Below are 17558 nucleotides of genomic sequence, written 5' to 3' on the forward strand. Positions count from 1 at the left end.
TAAAACCTCATAAGTACAGCGGGTGACATTATTGTAAAACAATAACTATTTCATGCATAGAACTATAAAAAAACGGCTGGTCTCAGGGTTCCCTGATCCAACCGTTTCTTGGTTTGACTCCTGGGACAAGTGTCTTATCCCATCTCACTTACTACTTCAATATAAGATTATCGATCAGTATCGCCGTATCGAACACACTGTCCCCCTGATCCCACACGTGGAAGCGCAGTACAATGGATGCCTTGCCGGCAAATTGGCTTACGTCGAATTGTACATGCTTCCAATTCGTCATGTATGCCGTGTGATCCCCGCCGTAGAAATCAATATCTACTTTATTCTCATCAATCCAGTAAGCCGTGGAGCTATTAATGGATTCGGTAGCAATGGTAACGGCCTCGTGACCGTAGACATTGGATGTTACCGTATCCCCCCCATTCAGATGAGAGGTAATAACTGAAGCCGTATTAATATATACACTGGAAGTTACCGTTGCTTTAAAGGTGTCGTCAAACTTGGTTCCAACGAATTCCTTGGGCTCTTCCGAAATGAAATTGTAATCGAATGAAAGGGTTGTCGCCCCTGCTGGAACCATGAAGCTCTGCTCGATATAACTATCCGAGTTATAGTCCTGACCTCCATTATCGTTGTTCTCAAACCCAAGACCGGTACTGATAATAGCCATATAGTTACCTTCTGTCGGCTTCAGCGGCCCCAGCTTGGAGATAACCCGGACATCCCCGTTACCATTCCAGCCGATCCAATTACCGGTTTCAAATGTTCCGTTGACCAAACCCTCTGTCTTAGTGCCAATGCTGTTTCCCTTCATAGCAAAAGCAGCCAACCCATCATTTGCGCCATTGGCAGCTACTGCTGCCTGGAATGCTTCTGCAGTCGTCTTGTTCTCATCCACCAAAGCGGTGAACACAGATTGAACGATTGCATGATCATAGGCAAGTTTTACATAATCGGTGTATCCATAATAAGTGGCAGCTCCATTGTTGATGAACGCATCTGCCATGGACGGGTTGTACATGCTCCGGCAGCTACCATTGAATACGATTGTATCTGGCAGCATATCGTTATAGCGTGTAATAAAAGAAGGCGTAATAGCATAATAACCGGAGATAATAGCTAATCTTCCTTTTTTCAAATCTAGCTCATATGCTTTTTTACTCTGTGCCGTTGCCTTTTCTCCTGTCAAGAACATGACCTGCGGTCCAGCATATTTGAAATCCATGCCGTACTTAGTATGGAGCATCTGGAGCACTTTCTCATCATAGAAACTATCTCCGTGGGTATCTAATACCACAACGCCATAGTTATTTAATCCTTTAAAAAAATTTACATCAGCTGCGGTATCTTTTACTCTGTCCACAACAAACGGGTAATTGGACTGAAAGAACTCGTCATATACAGCATCATAAACCGTCGAAGACGTAAGCTTGGTAGAAAACGGAGAAATCACAGCAACCCGCTTGCTTCCAATTGAAGCCACGGTCTGCTCCACCTTGTCTGTTAGCGCACTCGCTGTCAATGCGTCACTGGATGAGGCAATCTCCTCGCCAGTACTGTTTAGCCCCTTCGTGTTCTCAGGAGCTGCCGAAATGCCCCCCAGAATTCCAGTGTCCAGGGAATACCAAATACTTCCCCCATTACCCGAAATACCTGCATATTGTACTTCGGCTAGCGTCTGCAGCCAAGCCACAGTCTCTTCCTTGGCTTTTTGCACATCACCATATGTAGTAATCAGTTGATCCAGCTTATCCTGCGTATTCTTTTCAATAATCTCGGTTTGTGCAAGCTGCTCATCCGTAAGATGCTTCACTACAGACAATTTAAACACTGCGCTGCTTGGGAGATCTCCCGTATATGCCTGCAGGTTGATGTACCCTTCCGTACTTTCAGTTAATGTAGCTGTTCCACTGAAGATTCCGTCTGCTTGAAGACTGTCTCCATGCGCTCCCAGACCATCATCATATAGCGAAGTGATTGTGGAAATCACTTGGCCGCTTGCATCAACTTTATAGACACTTGCGCTTACCGTCTCAGCCTCATGGAGTGATACGCGGAATATGACTTCTGTTGCCTCATCCGCATAAATGGAGTCGGAGCTCTCCCCTTTCACAACAACTTGGAGACTGTTTGTCAGTGCAGGTGTTTCTGGTGCTGGCGTAGGCGTTGCCGGTGCTGGCACTTCCGGTGTAGGCGTTGCCGGTACTGGCACTTCCGGTGCTGGCGTTGCCGTTGCTGGTTCAGGCGCTGCCGGTCCAGGCGCAGGAATGCCTGTATTCGTACCCCGGTCGGTTGTCACCGGAGTTGCAGCCGGGGTTGCCACAGGGGTTGCCTCTTCTGTAACAAGCTTCTTGGATTTCTCCACATATACCGCTTTATTGGTTGTGAATTCATAGGCTAGACGAGCCAGAGCTTGCCGCTCAGCGTGGTCTTTGGGCATGAATTTCAGCGTTCCGCCACTGCCCTGAACCCCATTGATGAAGCCATTCTTGAAGGCCAGAGATACATGCGCTTTGGCCCAATCGGATATCTCTGACATATCGGACAGCTTAGCATCAACCGGGAGCTTCTTCGCCGTATCTTCCAATTCGAAAGCCCGGATGAAGAATACGACCAATTCTTCGCGGGTAACCTTTGAATTAGGGCTGAACGTAGTAGCCGATGTCCCCTTTGTAATACCGGTTTCTACCAGTGCCCCTACGTACCCACGATACCAACTGTCCGCTGCAACGTCTTTGAACGATGCTGTGGTATTTCCACTTTCTTTCAGACCGAGGGATAGGACGATAATCTTGGCTAGTTCCGCACGTGTCATCGCCTTATTCGGTTTAAACGTGTTATCTTCATATCCAGAAATTATGCCTGCTTCTACTAATGATTGAATCTCCTTTTGCGCATAAGAATCTGTGATGTCCTTGAACTGCTTAGCCTCGCCAAATGCCAGATATGGCATGAGCGTACTTAATAGCAGAGCAAACACCATCATCAGACTGATTTTACGGCGTACTGCATGCCCTATCATATTCTTCTCCCCTTCTAATGTAAGAATTTCAATCCGTTGTCATCTCAATAGGTCCCAAGGATGGGATTTAAGACCAAATCCAGACAACTTCTTGAGTCTACAATAGGAATCGGAGAGTTTACAGTAATTATCTGTATTTATTGCAAGAAACTATTACTGTTATTCTAATAAATATTTATGAACAACCCTTCCAGAGAGCGCTAAGGCCACTCTACTTGGTTACACAGTTAAATTTGCTTATCTCCCAGCACAAAGGACGGCAGATGCAGGGAGGTGCGGAGACGGGGACCATTTAAGCTAAAAGCTCTTTCAAATACCCCGTCAACGCCTCAGCGGCCTGCTCATGAGCCAATACACCTGGATGGCTTCTTGAACCTACGGTTTCAGCTGTAGTATTGGGCAGTTGAAGAACGGACACCTTGCGGTCACCGGTTAGCTTCACATACGCATCTACGGCACGGTAGATTGCTGGCATCATTGGAATTCCAAGCATGCCGTATACCCAAATGATATGTGCATGGTTATTGTTTTTTCTAAGGGTAATTAGGAATTGGCAGGAGGCTTCCTCGAAGGCTTCCAGATCCTCTGTGTGGTAAGTGCCGTCTTCATTCAACCTTTGCTTATATATCTTCCCGCTTGCTGGATCCGTCCACTCCGGAGAGTAGAAAGCGCCTCCATCATTCGTGCCAAGGTTAACCACAACTGCATCCGGCTGCCAGGATTCGAAATCATAGGGTGCCCCTGCGCCCAGAGCTTCATTTCTTTCCCCTGTCAGAAGACCACAGACTTGTTCGTAGTACGCTGGAATATTCGCATGCGGATTGTTATCCCAGCTGGTCAGCACTCCCCATCCGCTCTGCGAAATCACCCGATATTCAGCATTCATTGCCGCTGCCGTCATTGCCGTGTAGTTGTGAATGGCACTGAACCACATAGGAATCCAGTCTTCTTCACCTTTTGCCCCTATTGCTCCTTCGCCTGAGGTGATGCTGTCGCCAATAAACTCGATTCTATAAGGCTTATCCTTCACGGGCTGAAAGGTACCATCCGTTCTCACAGCGTGGAACTGAAGCGAGCAGCCAGGATCGCCATTCATCGCTTGCACCTCTGTTACAATACGTACATTCTTCACCCGGTCTGCATTCATACCCCTGAACACCGGAACCCAGTACCGGCCTGCCGTTACCATCTGTCTGCTCACAGGAACCCCATTCATCACTATGCTGATCCATGGCTCATATATCTCATAGTTGACCTCAACTTCCACCCAGAGCTCGGTTCCCTGCACATTCAGCTCCACCGCACTCCCTGTCCAGAACAAGGTCAAGGGCGACAGATTCCCTGTTGTTCTACCGTGAACCTTCACATGCTCCAAATCAGCCAATGCATAAACCTGTAGCTTATTATTCATACTGCGATCCTCCAGTAATCATTCATATTCTATTTCAAGTAAATTGATGAACCCGTCTTAGTTGCTTATTCATTTTAACCGCTGAAATGTAAAGCCCGTAATAATTAATATTGCTCCATGTTCTAACGAATCTCCCTATCAAAACAAAGAGATTTTCCATCCATCGATTGAATTAGCTTACCTCTCAAGTTGATCATCCATTCAGGCTCATTAGCCCACTCTTCTGTAATCGATCTTAGACAGCGAACATACCCATATAAATTAGCAAACCGCCTGCATGCTGGCATAATAGTTGAAGATTCCTCTGAAATATTATATTCAGTAAGATATCCATCCAAAAAGCATTGTTTCTTCTGATTAAAAATCTCACTTGGAATATAGTCTGTCAAACTATCCAGAGCCTGCTCAATATCCATTGCGTACCAGTGGTACATGGCATCATCGAAATCAATAACGTTACAAGAGTCGGTTGCATTATCATAAAAGACATTGTCATATTCAAAATCATAATGAATCAGTCCAAAGTTATACTTTGTAATCGGAATAGAAGAAAAATACTCTTGCAATCGTTTAGATTCCATCCATGCTGCTGTTTCTTGTGGAAAATCGATTAATACACCCTGAATCCAAGCTAATACATCACTGTATGACCATCTCTTAGGGTTGGCAGGTGTATATTCACTAGATAAATAATGAAGTTTCCCTAATGCTTTTCCATGGCTAAATACAATGTGGTCACTAAAATCTGTCTCATTCATCTGCACTCCGGATACACGTTCGAATACGGATGCATAATAGTTCCCCCATGGAGTTTGCGCCTCTACAAGCTCTTCCCCATTTTTGGATACAACCGATTCAAGAACTCCATAGCTTTTGGTGCGCAGGTACGATATGAATTCGAGCTCTGCTACAATATTTTCTTTAGACTTCTCAGCTGTTGGGGCAAATCTCAATAGTCGGCTTGTTCCTTCAGACTGAAACGGATAAATTGCATTTGAAGATATTCTATAATACTGAAACATATTGATGGATGCCTTATCATATTCCCAGTAACCCAAGAGCATTTCGGCCAAATTCTCATTACTGTAAAGATACTTTAATTTCAACATAAACATACTCCTCATCAATGAAATATCTACCATAATACCTCAGATTATTGATGGAAGCCATTTCTAATTTATCATTATAAATACACCAATCCATACATGCCTCAACTGCATGTTGATAAGATCTGTTTCATTGAGCAGGTTCTTTCTGGATTATTATACCCAAGCAATATATATTGACACAATATATATTGGTTTGATATATTGTGGTCATGATATACAAATATTTCTAAACTACAAGGAGGTCGAATTTTGAACAGTCAGGATGTTATTTTAGGCATGCTTATGAAAGAAGCGTTGACTGGATACGAAATAAAACAGTTATTGGAGAATGTATTCTCTAATTTCTATAGTTCTAGTTATGGCACGATTTATCCCACACTTACTCGGATGGAAAAGGAGGGGTTGATAACGAAGGAAAATGTTCCTCAGGACGGTAAGCCCAACAAGAACCTTATAAACATAACGCCTAAAGGCAGAGATTGTTTTAACGCCTATTTACTAGCTCCACTAGAAGGAGACCGTATTAAGAAATCTGATTTTATGATGAGGTTATATTTTGGTGAATTCGTTGGGTATGACAAGGTGATTATTTGGTTGAAGCAAGCACAAGAGGAATCACACACAAAATTGGATCAACTACTTGAGCAGTATTCGCTTTATAAAGATGAAATGCACCCAGCACAGATCATCTGCATCCAAATTGGGATAGAAGAATATAAAGCTAAACTTACAACCATTGCCGAGGGATTGGTAAGACTGGAGGAATTATTATGAAAACTATTTTTATCACGGGTGCCTCATCAGGCATTGGGAGAACTACAGTAAAACATTTCGCTGAAAGAGGATGGAACGTAGTAGCCACGATGCGTTCACCTGAACAAGAAACAGAATTCATTTCATTAGATAATGTGTTGGTGCTAAGACTAGATGTTGAGAAAGAAGATACTATTCAATCAGCGTTAGCGGAAGCGATTCAACGGTTTGGTACAATTGATGTTCTTCTCAATAATGCTGGATATGGAACAATGGGCCTTATAGAAGCAGCTACGGATGAGCAGATTAGAAGACAGTTTGAAGTAAACGTTTTGGGTCTTATCCGTATGACTAAAGCCATGTTGCCACATTTTAGATCTAATCAAGAAGGTATGCTGATCAATATCTCTTCTATGGGAGGGAAAGTCACTTTTCCAACGATGTCTCTGTATCATTCATCTAAATTCGCAGTAGAAGGTTTCTCTGAATCCGTATCTTATGAATTAGCATCACAAAACATCAAAGTAAAGTTGATTGAACCTGGTGCTATTCATACCGACTTTGGCGGAAGATCGATGGAGTTCTTTTTTAATGAGGCATTAACGGACTATACGCCGTTTACTACTGCATTTCGGGGTAAATTGAGGGAGATGGAAAAACACCCAGCATACGCTTCACCTCCAGAAATTGTTGCCGAAACCATATATCAAGCGGCCACAGACGGTACAAGTCAATTCCGATATGTAGTTGGAGAAGATGCAAAGATGCTCATTCATATGAAAGAAAATACGGATGAAGAAGAGTATCTAACTAATATAGCTCAGCATTTTTCTTAAAAAGAGAAAAGTTGAAATCAGCGCTTCAAAGAAAGAACTTATCATTATTGTCAAGAAGACGAAATACAACTACATTGCCAAGTTCGATGATGATGATTATTATTACGCTCCCTATTATTTGACAGAAAGCTTGCAGGCCTTTCAAAGAACAAATGCCGATGTCATTGGAAAGCGGGCACATTATATGTATTTACGTGGATCAAAGACTCTTATACTTCGTTTTGCACATGATGAAAATCGACCTGTAACCAAAATTCCATCTGTTAAGAATTACAAGAGTTTTGTACAGAAAAAACCAAAGGGCCTATTATAATGGCGAATCGAGATATTTCACCTGATCCGAATGCTGTTTCCATAATTGCTTGTACCAAACGGCGGCAATGTATGGACACCCTTATCTAAAGGTCGCAAAGCAATATAAGAACGTAAGGATATATAGCTTGATAAATATCTCTTAACAAGAAATGTTAAAGTGCTGAAAGTGAGAAACGCAAGAAAATTTGTATGTCAAAGCTAACCTTCTTTCCCCATCTCTTGCCGCTAAAGCGAACAAGTAAAGGCCACCGAAAAGGTGGCCTTTTCACTAACTCTTTTTTCTCGAAACTCTAACTCTTCTTATCACATATTTTCTCTTTTTTTTGACTGGCCGCAGCTTCACCGTTGTCGACCGCAGTGCTTGTTTCTTCGCTGCACGTCGACGCTTGATCAGCTTTAGTCGCTTGATAGAACGGTATTTGGCGCGGAGCATACTTTTCTTTCTCAGTTTCCGTTTCAGTTTCAGTCTCAGTCTTAGCCGTAACCGTAGTCGTAACGATCTGCGGCGTTTCTGTCTGTGCGGCTTTACAGAAATGTTCTCTGGGGCCGGAGCGGGCGGCTCAGCTGGGGCAACCAAATGTCCTTCCTGCTCCGGCTCAGGTGGCGCAACTGGATGTTCTTCCTGCACCACTTCAGGTAGCGCAACTGGATGTTCTTCCTGCGGGATGTTGGCCTGCTCCGGCTCAGGAACCGGCCCTGGTGTAAGCTCTCTTGCCCATGGGGTCATGGCCAGGAATTTAGAGTATAGCGGTGCTGCAGGCGAATCTATATCCCACCACTTGTTGTCCCCGGCGAAATGAACTATTTTATTATCTAAATCGAGTTCCGAATGAGCAAACGTATTAAACCGCTGATCCATTTGCAAATAGTTGGAGCTATAAATGGCATTCAGAGCATCCTGATCAGGCATGGTCATCGTTGGATAACTACGCAAGAAATGGAGCATTTCATCATACCAGGTCTGTTTGCTGCGGATATTGTTCAACTGAAACAGAATCACACCTGAGTTAAAATACAGCTCCGCACTAAGACCAAGTGAAGCAAAGTACTCAAACAAATTTTCGCCCTGATCCAGCACTGCTCCCAAATAGCGTTCTCCAAGATCGATGCTCCACAATTCGTTAATATCCATATTGACCAAAATGTCACAGTCCAAATAAATAACCCTGTCTGCCTGAATAAATAGCGGAAGCAACAAGCGGTACATACTAGCCATTGTCCAGAAGTCGATTTTGGGCACACCAGCCGCAACTTCATACAAATCCCCAGGAACTGTAACATGATAAAAAAAGATGTTGTGATGAAATACATCTACCAACTGCGTGAGCTTCGCCTTGTTTTCTTCACTTAGGGAATCATCATGCACTATGTGCACATTGATTGTTTGCTGGGTATTGGAAAAGATTGATGCCAGAACAACACCCGCATGCTCCGTATAGCTCCCGTCTTTATCATTAATCGTCAAAACCAGCTCAATCATTCTGAGGGATCACCTGCCCTTAAAAGTATATTTTGCATAGCCGTCTTATGCATTAGACTACTTTAAGTGTATGTTTACCCCAGTGACTGGATTGGACTATTCCCCAGTAGCATCTAATTTATTTGGAATCGTTCTGCAGGTCAGGACCGATTCTTGTAACCGTTGCACGATCTCCCAGGATATGACGGGCAGGCAGCTCCTGAATTTCGTGTTCAGCAAGATGGACATGTGACCCAAAAACACTTCCTTCCGCATGAACATGGGACAACCACACTTGATCCGTCAAAATGCTATTGGTTAGAATGCAATCTTCGACGACACTATTCGGTCCAATATACACATAAGGTCCAATTACACTGTTCGTTACGCGGGCGGTTGGATCTACTTTAACGGGAGTGATCCACTGAACCGATTTGTTATTGCCGGACGGCATCACAATGTTCTTTGGATCATGATCCATCTGGTACCGATTTGCCTCAAGCCAGCGTTCATGGGTTCCAATATCAAAAAAGGGGGTGGTCGTTACACTGTACGCAACACGCTTGCCTTCTGAAATTAACATTTGTATAGCATCCGTCAGCTCATATTCACCGCGTTCGGAAGGCGTAAGCTTCTCAATGGCTGACCAGATGGCTGCAGTCAAAGCATACACGCCGACAATAGCCAAATTCGATTTGGGATAGCGAGGTTTCTCTTCCAGACTGACAATCCGCCCCTCTTCGATCACGGCAACACCAAATTGACGGGGTTCCTTGACTTGCTGAAGCAGTATCGAAGCCGTAGAGTTATCTGCTTCCAGTGACCGGATTAACGGCTCCAGATCACCCTCATACAAATTATCGCCAAGCATCAATACAAAAGGGGAATCCGCGACAAAAGACTGCGCGCTTCTAACTGCATCCGCCAGTCCCTTTGCTTCCTTTTGCAGCAGAAAGGTTAAAGAGGCGTTCCACCGCGCCCCATCCCCGATCGTTTCCTGGATCTCCCCTTGCGAAGGGCTCACTACGATTCCAATCTCGGTAATTCCGGCAGCAACAAGTTTATTGAGGATCGAGACAAGAATATATTCTCCGTTAACGGGTAACAAGCACTTCGGTTTGGTATAAGTCGAAGGCTGCAGTCTCGTTCCTCGGCCAGCGCACAAGATTAATCCTTTCATAAACAGGCCCCCCTACTCTTAAAATCAAGCAATCTTCGGAACGCGTTGGAATACGTTCTCTATATTCTATGCACAAGCTATGAGGGTGCTTGGATATATATTTAGCAGCAATAACCTTATTAATCTATGATCCTGAAGCGCATATTTAACAAACCTTATCTCAATCTAGGGATTGTAAAAAGCTTATTGGGACACTCGATGGACGTACGGCGTTTGTAAATGAGCTTCCACTTTTCCGAGTCACGCGGGGTTTTCGTAAACAACCTGGGATCATCACTGGTTTTCTTGTAAAAGGTATGGCCAAACTTGGCTTTCGAGCAGCTGCGAGGCAGGCTGAAGTCTTGGATAGAGGGGCAAATCGTGTGGACTGTCCGCTGGGGGAAATCATGTAGAGGTGGTAGCCGTTAAAGTACTTCTAACGGGCACTGTCCCAGCCCGAGTTGCAGTCGGGCTGGGAGTACAGACGAGGATGGTTGCAAGGGGCTATACCGCGGGCACGACAATCGCAAGTCGATGACTTTTCACAAGAACGATATTCAAGAATTGCTAATCAAAATATATAAAGCGAAGCTAATGATATATAGAAAAAAACTGGATAGCATATACTTCGTTGACTTACTCTTCATTTCAAACGCTTTGCCTAACCCACTAGTCAAAACCCTGCCTATAAATAAGATCAAGGCTACAGCCAATGAAAGGATGGAAATTATAAACACCACTTGTTCCATATTACACCCTCCTTAGTAAACACGAGATTTTTTAGAGTATAAATATAACCCTGCCGTTGACAAGCCCACATAAGCTGCAAGGATGAGTGCGCCCCACATCTTTACTCGCTGGGTCGAGTATCCGAAGGAAGAATCGTAGAACTGAATACTTAACCGATATATATAAGAAAACGGGAAGTAAATAGATATATCGGCTCCAAGTAATATTGTAGTGATAAAAATGGAAGCCACCCCAGCGATCATTACGCCAATTATACTTTTTGTTGTAAGTACCAAGAAAGCAGCAACGGGAATAATCAATAAACATAGCGTCGAGAACAGAGTTGATGTCAGCAGAGATGAACCCACATCATTGAAGGTTATACCTTTTCCAAAAGCCATCCACTGTGTAGCCAAAAGAACAATATGATTCAATAAGGACAAGAATAGGAGAAGAATAAACGTTGAAATCATTTTGGAGAATATAAGTTGAAAGGTATGAAAAGGATAGGAGATCCAATTTAACATTGTCCTATTCTTAAATTCTGTATAGAAGAAAAATCCTGTAAAGGTGAATATAATCGTGGGAAACAGAATTGCATATTGATTGAATACAAAGAAATAATATCTCCCGGCTGTAATATCCTTATTCGTCATTAAAAGGCCTGCGGTATTAATGGCGTAAGGCAAGAAGCTGAGAATGAAAATAACATAGACTGATTTCAAACGCTTAAGCTTTAAAAGTTCATTTCTAATGAGAATACTCATGCGTTTGGCTCCCCGATATCAGTCTTAAATATAAATCCTCTAATGACAGCTCATTTACTTCAAAAGAGGCAATTTCGATCTTGTTTTCTGCAACAAACTGCATGAATTCATTCTTGGATAGAGTTGAGATGATCTCGACATAGTCCTCATGTTGAAGGATAATCTGTTCAGATATCATTTCTAGAATATGCCGTCCCATCGTGTGGGGAGTGAATATTTTGTATAAATAAATCGGATGATTTCTCTTCATATTTTTCGTCTCAAAGATGATCTCTCCATGGTTCATAATTATTAATTCATCTGCCATAAGATTAATCTCGCTAAGGAGGTGGCTTGAAATAATAACCGTTGTCCCACTTCTAAGCACTTCACCGATAAGCATCTCTCTTACTTGCTTAATCCCTAGCGGGTCTAAACCATTCGTAGGTTCGTCAAGAAGAAGAAGCTCTGGCTTATGCGCCATCGACCTTGCAATTCCCAGACGCTGCTTCATCCCTAGCGATGTCTGCATAAAGAGCTTATTCTTATGGTCATGCAATCCTACAAGCATTAATAACTCATCGATATCATAATACGAGGACCCTTCTCCCATATAACGTAAATGTAAATCCAGATTTTCAAACAAGGTAAGATTTTCATAAAACCCGGGATATTCAATAATGCCTCCAATGGAACGAATAGCCTCTTTGCTTGATTTCTGATATAGGTCACGATTGTTCAGCAGAACGGTTCCAGACGACGGGTGAAATATTCCCAGCAGAACCTTCAACAGTGTAGTTTTGCCAGCACCGTTCGGGCCGAGCAATCCATAAATCTTCCCTCGTTCAAACGTCAAATTCACATCATTAAGGATTTTCACTTTTTTGATACTAACATTCAAATCTTTCGTTTGCAGCAAATCTGATGGCATATCTGACACTTAGTACCCCTCCTTTATTTGGAATTACTTACCTAAGTTCCAGTATAGGGAGGTTCATTTAAAAACAGAGTATCGATTTGTTTAAAAACAGTTTAAAAAACTAAACTGGATTCTGCGGATAGATGGAGAGGCTTGTGCCTTCGCCGCTGCTCTCCCATATCTGCTCAAGTCCCATCTGCTGCAGCATAATAGTTACGATCGTGAGTCCGATGCCAATTCCCTTATGCTCTGAAGTTGACTGAAGGCCAGGACCACGGTCTTTTATAACGAACGCCACAGATGATTCAGATGTCTGCAAGGATCGAACGGAAATGTACTTGCCGATTGCTGCGTGACGTATGATATTCTGGAACAGATTGTCCAGTATTCTTTTTAGCCAAATCTCATCCACATCCCATACTATGGAATGCTCCAATTCAACCTCTACCACAAACCCTTTTTGTTCAAAAATTGGATACCAACCCGACATTGAAGCCCTTACAATCTTCCGGATGTCTGTTATTGTTTTATTCATAGGTAATTTTCCAGCATTAAGCAAGGTTAGGGAGGATAAGTCCTCGATCAATTCCCCCAGAAAATCGACCTTGTCATATATTATTTTAAGCGAGTTCCTGTCTTCCTCTGGTAGTCTCTCCTTGTCGATCCTGAACGCATGGCCCCGAATAATAGTTAGAGGCGTCCTTAGATCATGAGATAAATTAGCAATTAAGTTCTTGCGTAATTCCATCTCATGCTGCTCCTTGGCTCTGCTTACTTTCAATTGTTCAACCATCCGATTAAACGAGAGCTGCAGTTGCCCTATCTCATCTTCTTTTTCTACGATAACTGTCTCGGGAATTCCTCCCTCCCACTCTCTGTCCATATTCTCTTGCATGGCCACAAGACGTTTCTGGAGCTGGCTGAAGAAAAACCAGGATATAGATACAAAGAGCATCCAAATAATAACCAATGAGCCGAACCAAAGATAGGAGTATTTACCCCGGACAGTCTCCCATTGCGAACCCATAAGTTGCTCAGGAATCTCTAATATGACAAACCCTTCTGTCTGTTGTCCTTTAAGAAGTAAAGAAACGGTGTATAGCTCGTTATTCTTCTCTCTATTAGCAAGCGTAAACACATCAGATACACTCCATGGTGTCTGGAGTTTATTAGATTTCGGCTCCGACATTAATACTTCCCCATTGTCCCCTATCCAACTCACTGTTGAATCCTTATATTTCATTGCCTGTGTTAGCCCAGAGATGATCTCACTATCGGACCGCCCCCCCAAGCTGTCAATTACCTGCATCCACTCTGCCTTAAGCTCGTTCGGTTCATAATAGATTTGCTGAGGATGAATTACAAGCTTAGTCAATGTGAAATAATATAAAAAATTCACTCCTAAAAATGATATTGGGAAAATGAAAATCGACATCACAATGATTAATAAATATTTGGTTGATAATTTCACTGCATCACCCTGTAGCCGATTCCACGTATCGTCTCTATGATTTCCGGATTCTGCGGATCTTTTTCAATACGTTGTCTTAAGTAGCGAATATGGACCATTAGCGTCTTATCACCTTCGATGTACACCTGGTCCCAAATATATTCATAGATTTGTTCTTTGGTCAGTATCTGATTGGGATGTTTGAGAAAGTGCAGAAATATTTTGTGTTGCTTCTCCGTTAATATGATCTCTGTATTAGTATCTGTATTGAGAATCCGTTTTACTTTCATATCAATTTCTAGATGCTTAAGCAGGATAACTTCCTTGCCAACCTTGTCGAATCTCCGTAGCAGCACTTCAATTCTTGCAGCAAGTTCATCTGGATGAAACGGCTTAGTCACATAATCTTCTGCATATTTCAATCCCTTCAGCTTATCTTCCAGGGCAGTTCTGGCTGTAAGAAATAGAATTGGAATATCCGGATTCGCTGTTTTCATTCGCTGTCCAATCGTAAATCCGTCTAACCCTGGCATCATAATATCGAGTATAACAAGATCCGTTCTATTCATATGTTCTAGGTAATCGTCAGGAGAAGTTAACCACGTTAGGACATACCCTCGATTCTCTAGGTCACGTGTCACAAGATCTCCGACTTCAATGTCGTCATCAATATATAGGATTTGATTCTTCACATCCTGACTCCTTCATAAAATATATATTTTAAACCTATCCTTCGTTGCATATATTTTACATCAGAGATCATTTTTTTGGAAATACCCGCAGTGCTGCAGCAAAATCCCCGGATGCAATGTCTTATCGACTATGTACCCGGGGCTTCGTCACCTTTGAAGAAACAAGAGGAACGTTTCTGCTTTAATTATTGGTACAGCCATATGCCTGAAATCGTCATGACCGCCGGGAGCGCGGCTTCGTCCACCACTACATTGTCATACCAGCCGCCCACCGCAAGGTTAAGCACCAGATAAAAAGGCTTGTCAAAGGGCATACGGTCCGGCTGCAGCTCACGCTCGGCGAAGCAATGCCCGTCTACCAGCCACCGGATCGAGCCGGCGTCCCATTCCAGCGCATAATCACGGAATTCGTTAATGGTCCCGTTCTCAAGCTCATAAGTGAACTCTTCGACGACTTTATGGTCCAGGTCCTTACCGTAGTGCAGCGTTCCAGCTACCTGCCGGGGCAGGCGGCCCTTGGCTTCCAGGATGTCTATCTCACCGGAGGCGGGCCAGGGGCCGTAAGCCTGATCCTGCGGAAGCAGCCAGATGGCAGGCCAGATCCCCTGCCCTACCGGCAGCTGAGCACGCACGATTAGCTTGCCGTAGCAGAAGGAGAAGTGGTCCCTGGTATCCACACGGGCCGAGGTATAGGCAAATTGCCGCCCGTCCGTTTCGATGGTTTCGCGGCGCGCACACAGGTTTAAGCCATTGTCGTCGATATACAGATTGCCTGCATGACCCGTATAAAACTGCTGCTCCCCGTTGCCCCAGCCCGGGTATATGGGATTGTCATTGTTATCAAGCAAGTCGTTGCCAAGACGAACGTTCCACAGCCTCAAATCGGTATCGCCATTCAAGAAATTCTGCTCCCATACAAGCGTGTTCATTCTTCACACTCTCCCTTCATTTAATCACAGCATACTTAAATTTGCTGCCTGATCCAACGAATCTAAAAAAATGGGATAGGGTCCATAATCATGGACCTTTTTTTCCGTTGCCCTTTTTCATACGATGAAAGAGGAAGGGGGCACAGAACATGTTCCAATACCGGTCGGAACAAATGAAAGCGCTTTTTAGGCAGTGGCAATTGCAAAGCATGGTCATTCCAGGCATTATCTGGATGGTTATTTTCTGTTATCTCCCCATGTTTTGGCTCATTATTGCATTTATGGACTTCAGCATCGCCAAGCCCATGCTAGAGTCCCCGTTTGTCGGGCTGAAGCACTTTGAGGATTTTGTAACGGATGACCGTTTTTGGCGTTCGATCCGCAATACCTTGGGAATGAGCACCCTCAAGCTGGTTCTCGGCTTTCCGATTCCTATTGTATTCGCCTTACTGCTTAATGAAATAAGGAGTCTGCGGTTTAAGCGTACGGTACAGACCATTTCGTACCTGCCGCACTTTATTGCCTGGACCATTTTTGGCGGCATCGCACTTAATTGGCTGGGCGAGGGCGGTGTGATTAACCAGCTGATGATGGCGCTTGGGCTTCAGGAACGCGAAATCCTGTTTAACAGCGATCCCAAGTACTTCTGGTGGATTACCTTTTTCACCGATACGTTGAAAGAAACCGGCTGGAGCGCCATTATCTATATAGCGGCCATAGCCGGCATTGATCCGGGGCTGTACGAAGCGGCCGAGCTGGATGGCGCGAACCGCCGGCAGCGGATGTGGCATATCACCGTTCAGAGCATACGGCCCACCATCGCTATTTTGTTTATCCTCGCTGTCAGCGGGATACTCGGCAGCAACTTTGAGCAGATCTTTATGCTCAAGAACAACATGAACATGAAAATGGCGGAAAGCTTGGACTTGTATATCTATAACATGGGTTTGGTATCCGGGCGCCATTCCTTCTCAACGGCCGTCCTGTTCGCCCGCTCTATTGTAGCGCTGGCGCTGTTATTTTTGGCCAATCACACATCCAAAAAACTAACTGGCGACAGCATTTTTTAAAAGGGGGAGGCTGGGCGTATGGACAGACGCAGAAGATTTCGGCGAATTGGAGGCTTTGAGATCTGCAATACCCTGCTGATGCTGGCAGTATGCTTTTTAACGTTATACCCGATGTGGTTTGTACTCATTAACTCGCTTAATGCGCCGCAGCAGGCATCGCTGGGCACCATCAACTGGTTCCCCGCAGAATTATCGCTAGCCAGTTACAGTGTTGTGTTTAATGATAAAACTATGATGAATGGTTTTTACATCACCACTCTGCGCACAGTGATCGGGACAGCGGTACATGTGTTGTTCACCGCCATTGTCGCTTATGGCATGAGCAAGTCCAATCTGATCGGCCGCAAGCTGTATCTCAAAATCGCTTTGATTACGATGCTGTTCTCAGGCGGGCTGATCCCCAGCTTTATTCTGATGACGAAGCTGGGCTTATACGACAATTTCTGGGTCTTCATCATTCCTTCCATGTACACTTTCTTTAATATGGTCATATTCATGAGTTTCTTCCGCACCATTCCCGACAGCCTGGAGGAATCTGCGAAGGTAGACGGCGCTTCGGACTATGGCGTCCTGTTCAGAATCGTATTGCCCAACAGCATGGCTGTCATTGCGACCATATCGCTTTTTTCAGCCGTCTATCATTGGAACGATTATTACCAGGGTGTGATTTACATCCGCTCGCAGGACATCTTGCCGCTGCAGACCCTGCTGTACAAAATCATTGCGGAGAACTCCATGTCTTTCATGCAGCAGCAAGCGATGGCACAATTCGGCGCAAGGCTTCCCGGCAACTCCATCAAATTCGCATCCATGATGGTGGCCACGCTGCCTATTCTGGTGTTCTATCCCTTTATTCAACGCTTTCTGGTCAAAGGTGTGATGATTGGTGCCATTAAAGGGTAGCGGTATACAAAAATTCAGCAGCAGCAAAGAAAGGATGATTATGT

At 44.0% G+C, this 17558-nt stretch carries 14 protein-coding genes and 1 pseudogene; 5 read left to right on the plus strand and 10 right to left on the minus strand.

Annotation, left to right across the window (positions count from 1 at the left end; translation table 11 throughout):
• Window positions 1-151: 151 nt before the first annotated feature.
• From B9T62_RS31215 to B9T62_RS31225, 3 genes are all read right to left on the minus strand, one after another.
• A complete protein-coding gene (locus B9T62_RS31215) occupies window positions 152-3034 on the minus strand; it encodes an S-layer homology domain-containing protein (RefSeq protein ID WP_087918827.1) in 2883 nt (960 codons plus the stop codon).
• Window positions 3035-3326: 292 nt separating this feature from the next.
• Window positions 3327-4445 carry an SGNH/GDSL hydrolase family protein gene (locus B9T62_RS31220; protein ID WP_087918828.1) on the minus strand — a complete coding sequence of 373 codons (1119 nt, stop codon included), beginning with the start codon at window positions 4443-4445 and terminating at the stop codon, window positions 3327-3329.
• A gap of 122 nt (window positions 4446-4567) precedes the next feature.
• Window positions 4568-5554 carry a phosphotransferase enzyme family protein gene (locus B9T62_RS31225; RefSeq protein WP_087918829.1) on the minus strand — a complete coding sequence of 329 codons (987 nt, stop codon included), beginning with the start codon at window positions 5552-5554 and terminating at the stop codon, window positions 4568-4570.
• A 249-nt stretch (window positions 5555-5803) separates the two neighbouring features.
• On the opposite strand from B9T62_RS31225, the gene B9T62_RS31230 reads away from it, so the two are divergent.
• From B9T62_RS31230 to B9T62_RS41930, 3 genes and pseudogenes are all read left to right on the plus strand, one after another.
• Entirely contained in the window at window positions 5804-6328 is a 525-nt protein-coding gene (locus tag B9T62_RS31230) for a PadR family transcriptional regulator (protein WP_087918830.1), read from the plus strand.
• Window positions 6325-7143, plus strand: coding sequence for an SDR family oxidoreductase (locus B9T62_RS31235; RefSeq protein WP_087918831.1), 819 nt, complete (start codon window positions 6325-6327; stop codon window positions 7141-7143). Before B9T62_RS31230 ends, B9T62_RS31235 begins: the two co-directional genes overlap by 4 nt.
• A 49-nt stretch (window positions 7144-7192) precedes the next feature.
• Window positions 7193-7402: pseudogene (locus tag B9T62_RS41930) on the plus strand (glycosyltransferase family 2 protein); the annotation flags it as partial.
• Window positions 7403-7726: 324 nt separating this feature from the next.
• Here the strand turns inward: B9T62_RS41930 and B9T62_RS31245 are convergent.
• The 7 genes from B9T62_RS31245 to B9T62_RS31285 all read right to left on the minus strand — a co-directional run bounded on the left by B9T62_RS31245 (window position 7727) and on the right by B9T62_RS31285 (window position 15541).
• On the minus strand, window positions 7727-8938 hold the full coding sequence (locus B9T62_RS31245) for a glycosyltransferase (protein ID WP_087918832.1): 1212 nt from the start codon (window positions 8936-8938) through the stop codon (window positions 7727-7729).
• A gap of 118 nt (window positions 8939-9056) precedes the next feature.
• Window positions 9057-10097 carry a sugar phosphate nucleotidyltransferase gene (locus B9T62_RS31250; RefSeq protein ID WP_087918833.1) on the minus strand — a complete coding sequence of 347 codons (1041 nt, stop codon included), beginning with the start codon at window positions 10095-10097 and terminating at the stop codon, window positions 9057-9059.
• Between the two features lie 740 nt (window positions 10098-10837).
• Window positions 10838-11572, minus strand: a complete 735-nt coding sequence (locus B9T62_RS31265; protein WP_087918835.1) for an ABC transporter permease — start codon at window positions 11570-11572, stop codon at window positions 10838-10840.
• The gene (locus B9T62_RS31270; RefSeq protein ID WP_087920493.1) at window positions 11556-12482 is read right to left on the minus strand and encodes an ABC transporter ATP-binding protein; all 927 of its coding nucleotides are present in this window, start codon (window positions 12480-12482) and stop codon (window positions 11556-11558) included. The genes B9T62_RS31265 and B9T62_RS31270 overlap by 17 nt, the downstream gene beginning before the upstream one ends.
• 109 nt (window positions 12483-12591) lie before the next feature.
• Entirely contained in the window at window positions 12592-13941 is a 1350-nt protein-coding gene (locus tag B9T62_RS31275) for a HAMP domain-containing sensor histidine kinase (RefSeq protein ID WP_087918836.1), read from the minus strand.
• Complete coding sequence (locus B9T62_RS31280) at window positions 13938-14612, minus strand: response regulator transcription factor (protein WP_087918837.1); 675 nt, start codon at window positions 14610-14612, stop codon at window positions 13938-13940. Before B9T62_RS31280 ends, B9T62_RS31275 begins: the two co-directional genes overlap by 4 nt.
• Before the next feature lie 185 nt (window positions 14613-14797).
• Window positions 14798-15541, minus strand: a complete 744-nt coding sequence (locus B9T62_RS31285) for a glycoside hydrolase family 16 protein (RefSeq protein ID WP_087918838.1) — start codon at window positions 15539-15541, stop codon at window positions 14798-14800.
• Between the two features lie 149 nt (window positions 15542-15690).
• Here B9T62_RS31285 and B9T62_RS31290 point away from each other — a divergent pair, with 149 nt between their 5' ends.
• Both B9T62_RS31290 and B9T62_RS31295 read left to right on the plus strand, forming a co-directional pair.
• A complete protein-coding gene (locus B9T62_RS31290; RefSeq protein WP_087918839.1) occupies window positions 15691-16611 on the plus strand; it encodes an ABC transporter permease in 921 nt (306 codons plus the stop codon).
• Between the two features lie 18 nt (window positions 16612-16629).
• Window positions 16630-17514 (plus strand): carbohydrate ABC transporter permease, encoded by an 885-nt coding sequence (locus tag B9T62_RS31295; RefSeq protein ID WP_087918840.1) that lies wholly within the window; start codon window positions 16630-16632, stop codon window positions 17512-17514.
• Window positions 17515-17558 lie beyond the last annotated feature (44 nt).

The sequence above is a fragment of the Paenibacillus donghaensis genome, assembly GCF_002192415.1.
Lineage (GTDB): Bacteria > Bacillota > Bacilli > Paenibacillales > Paenibacillaceae > Paenibacillus_AQ > Paenibacillus_AQ donghaensis.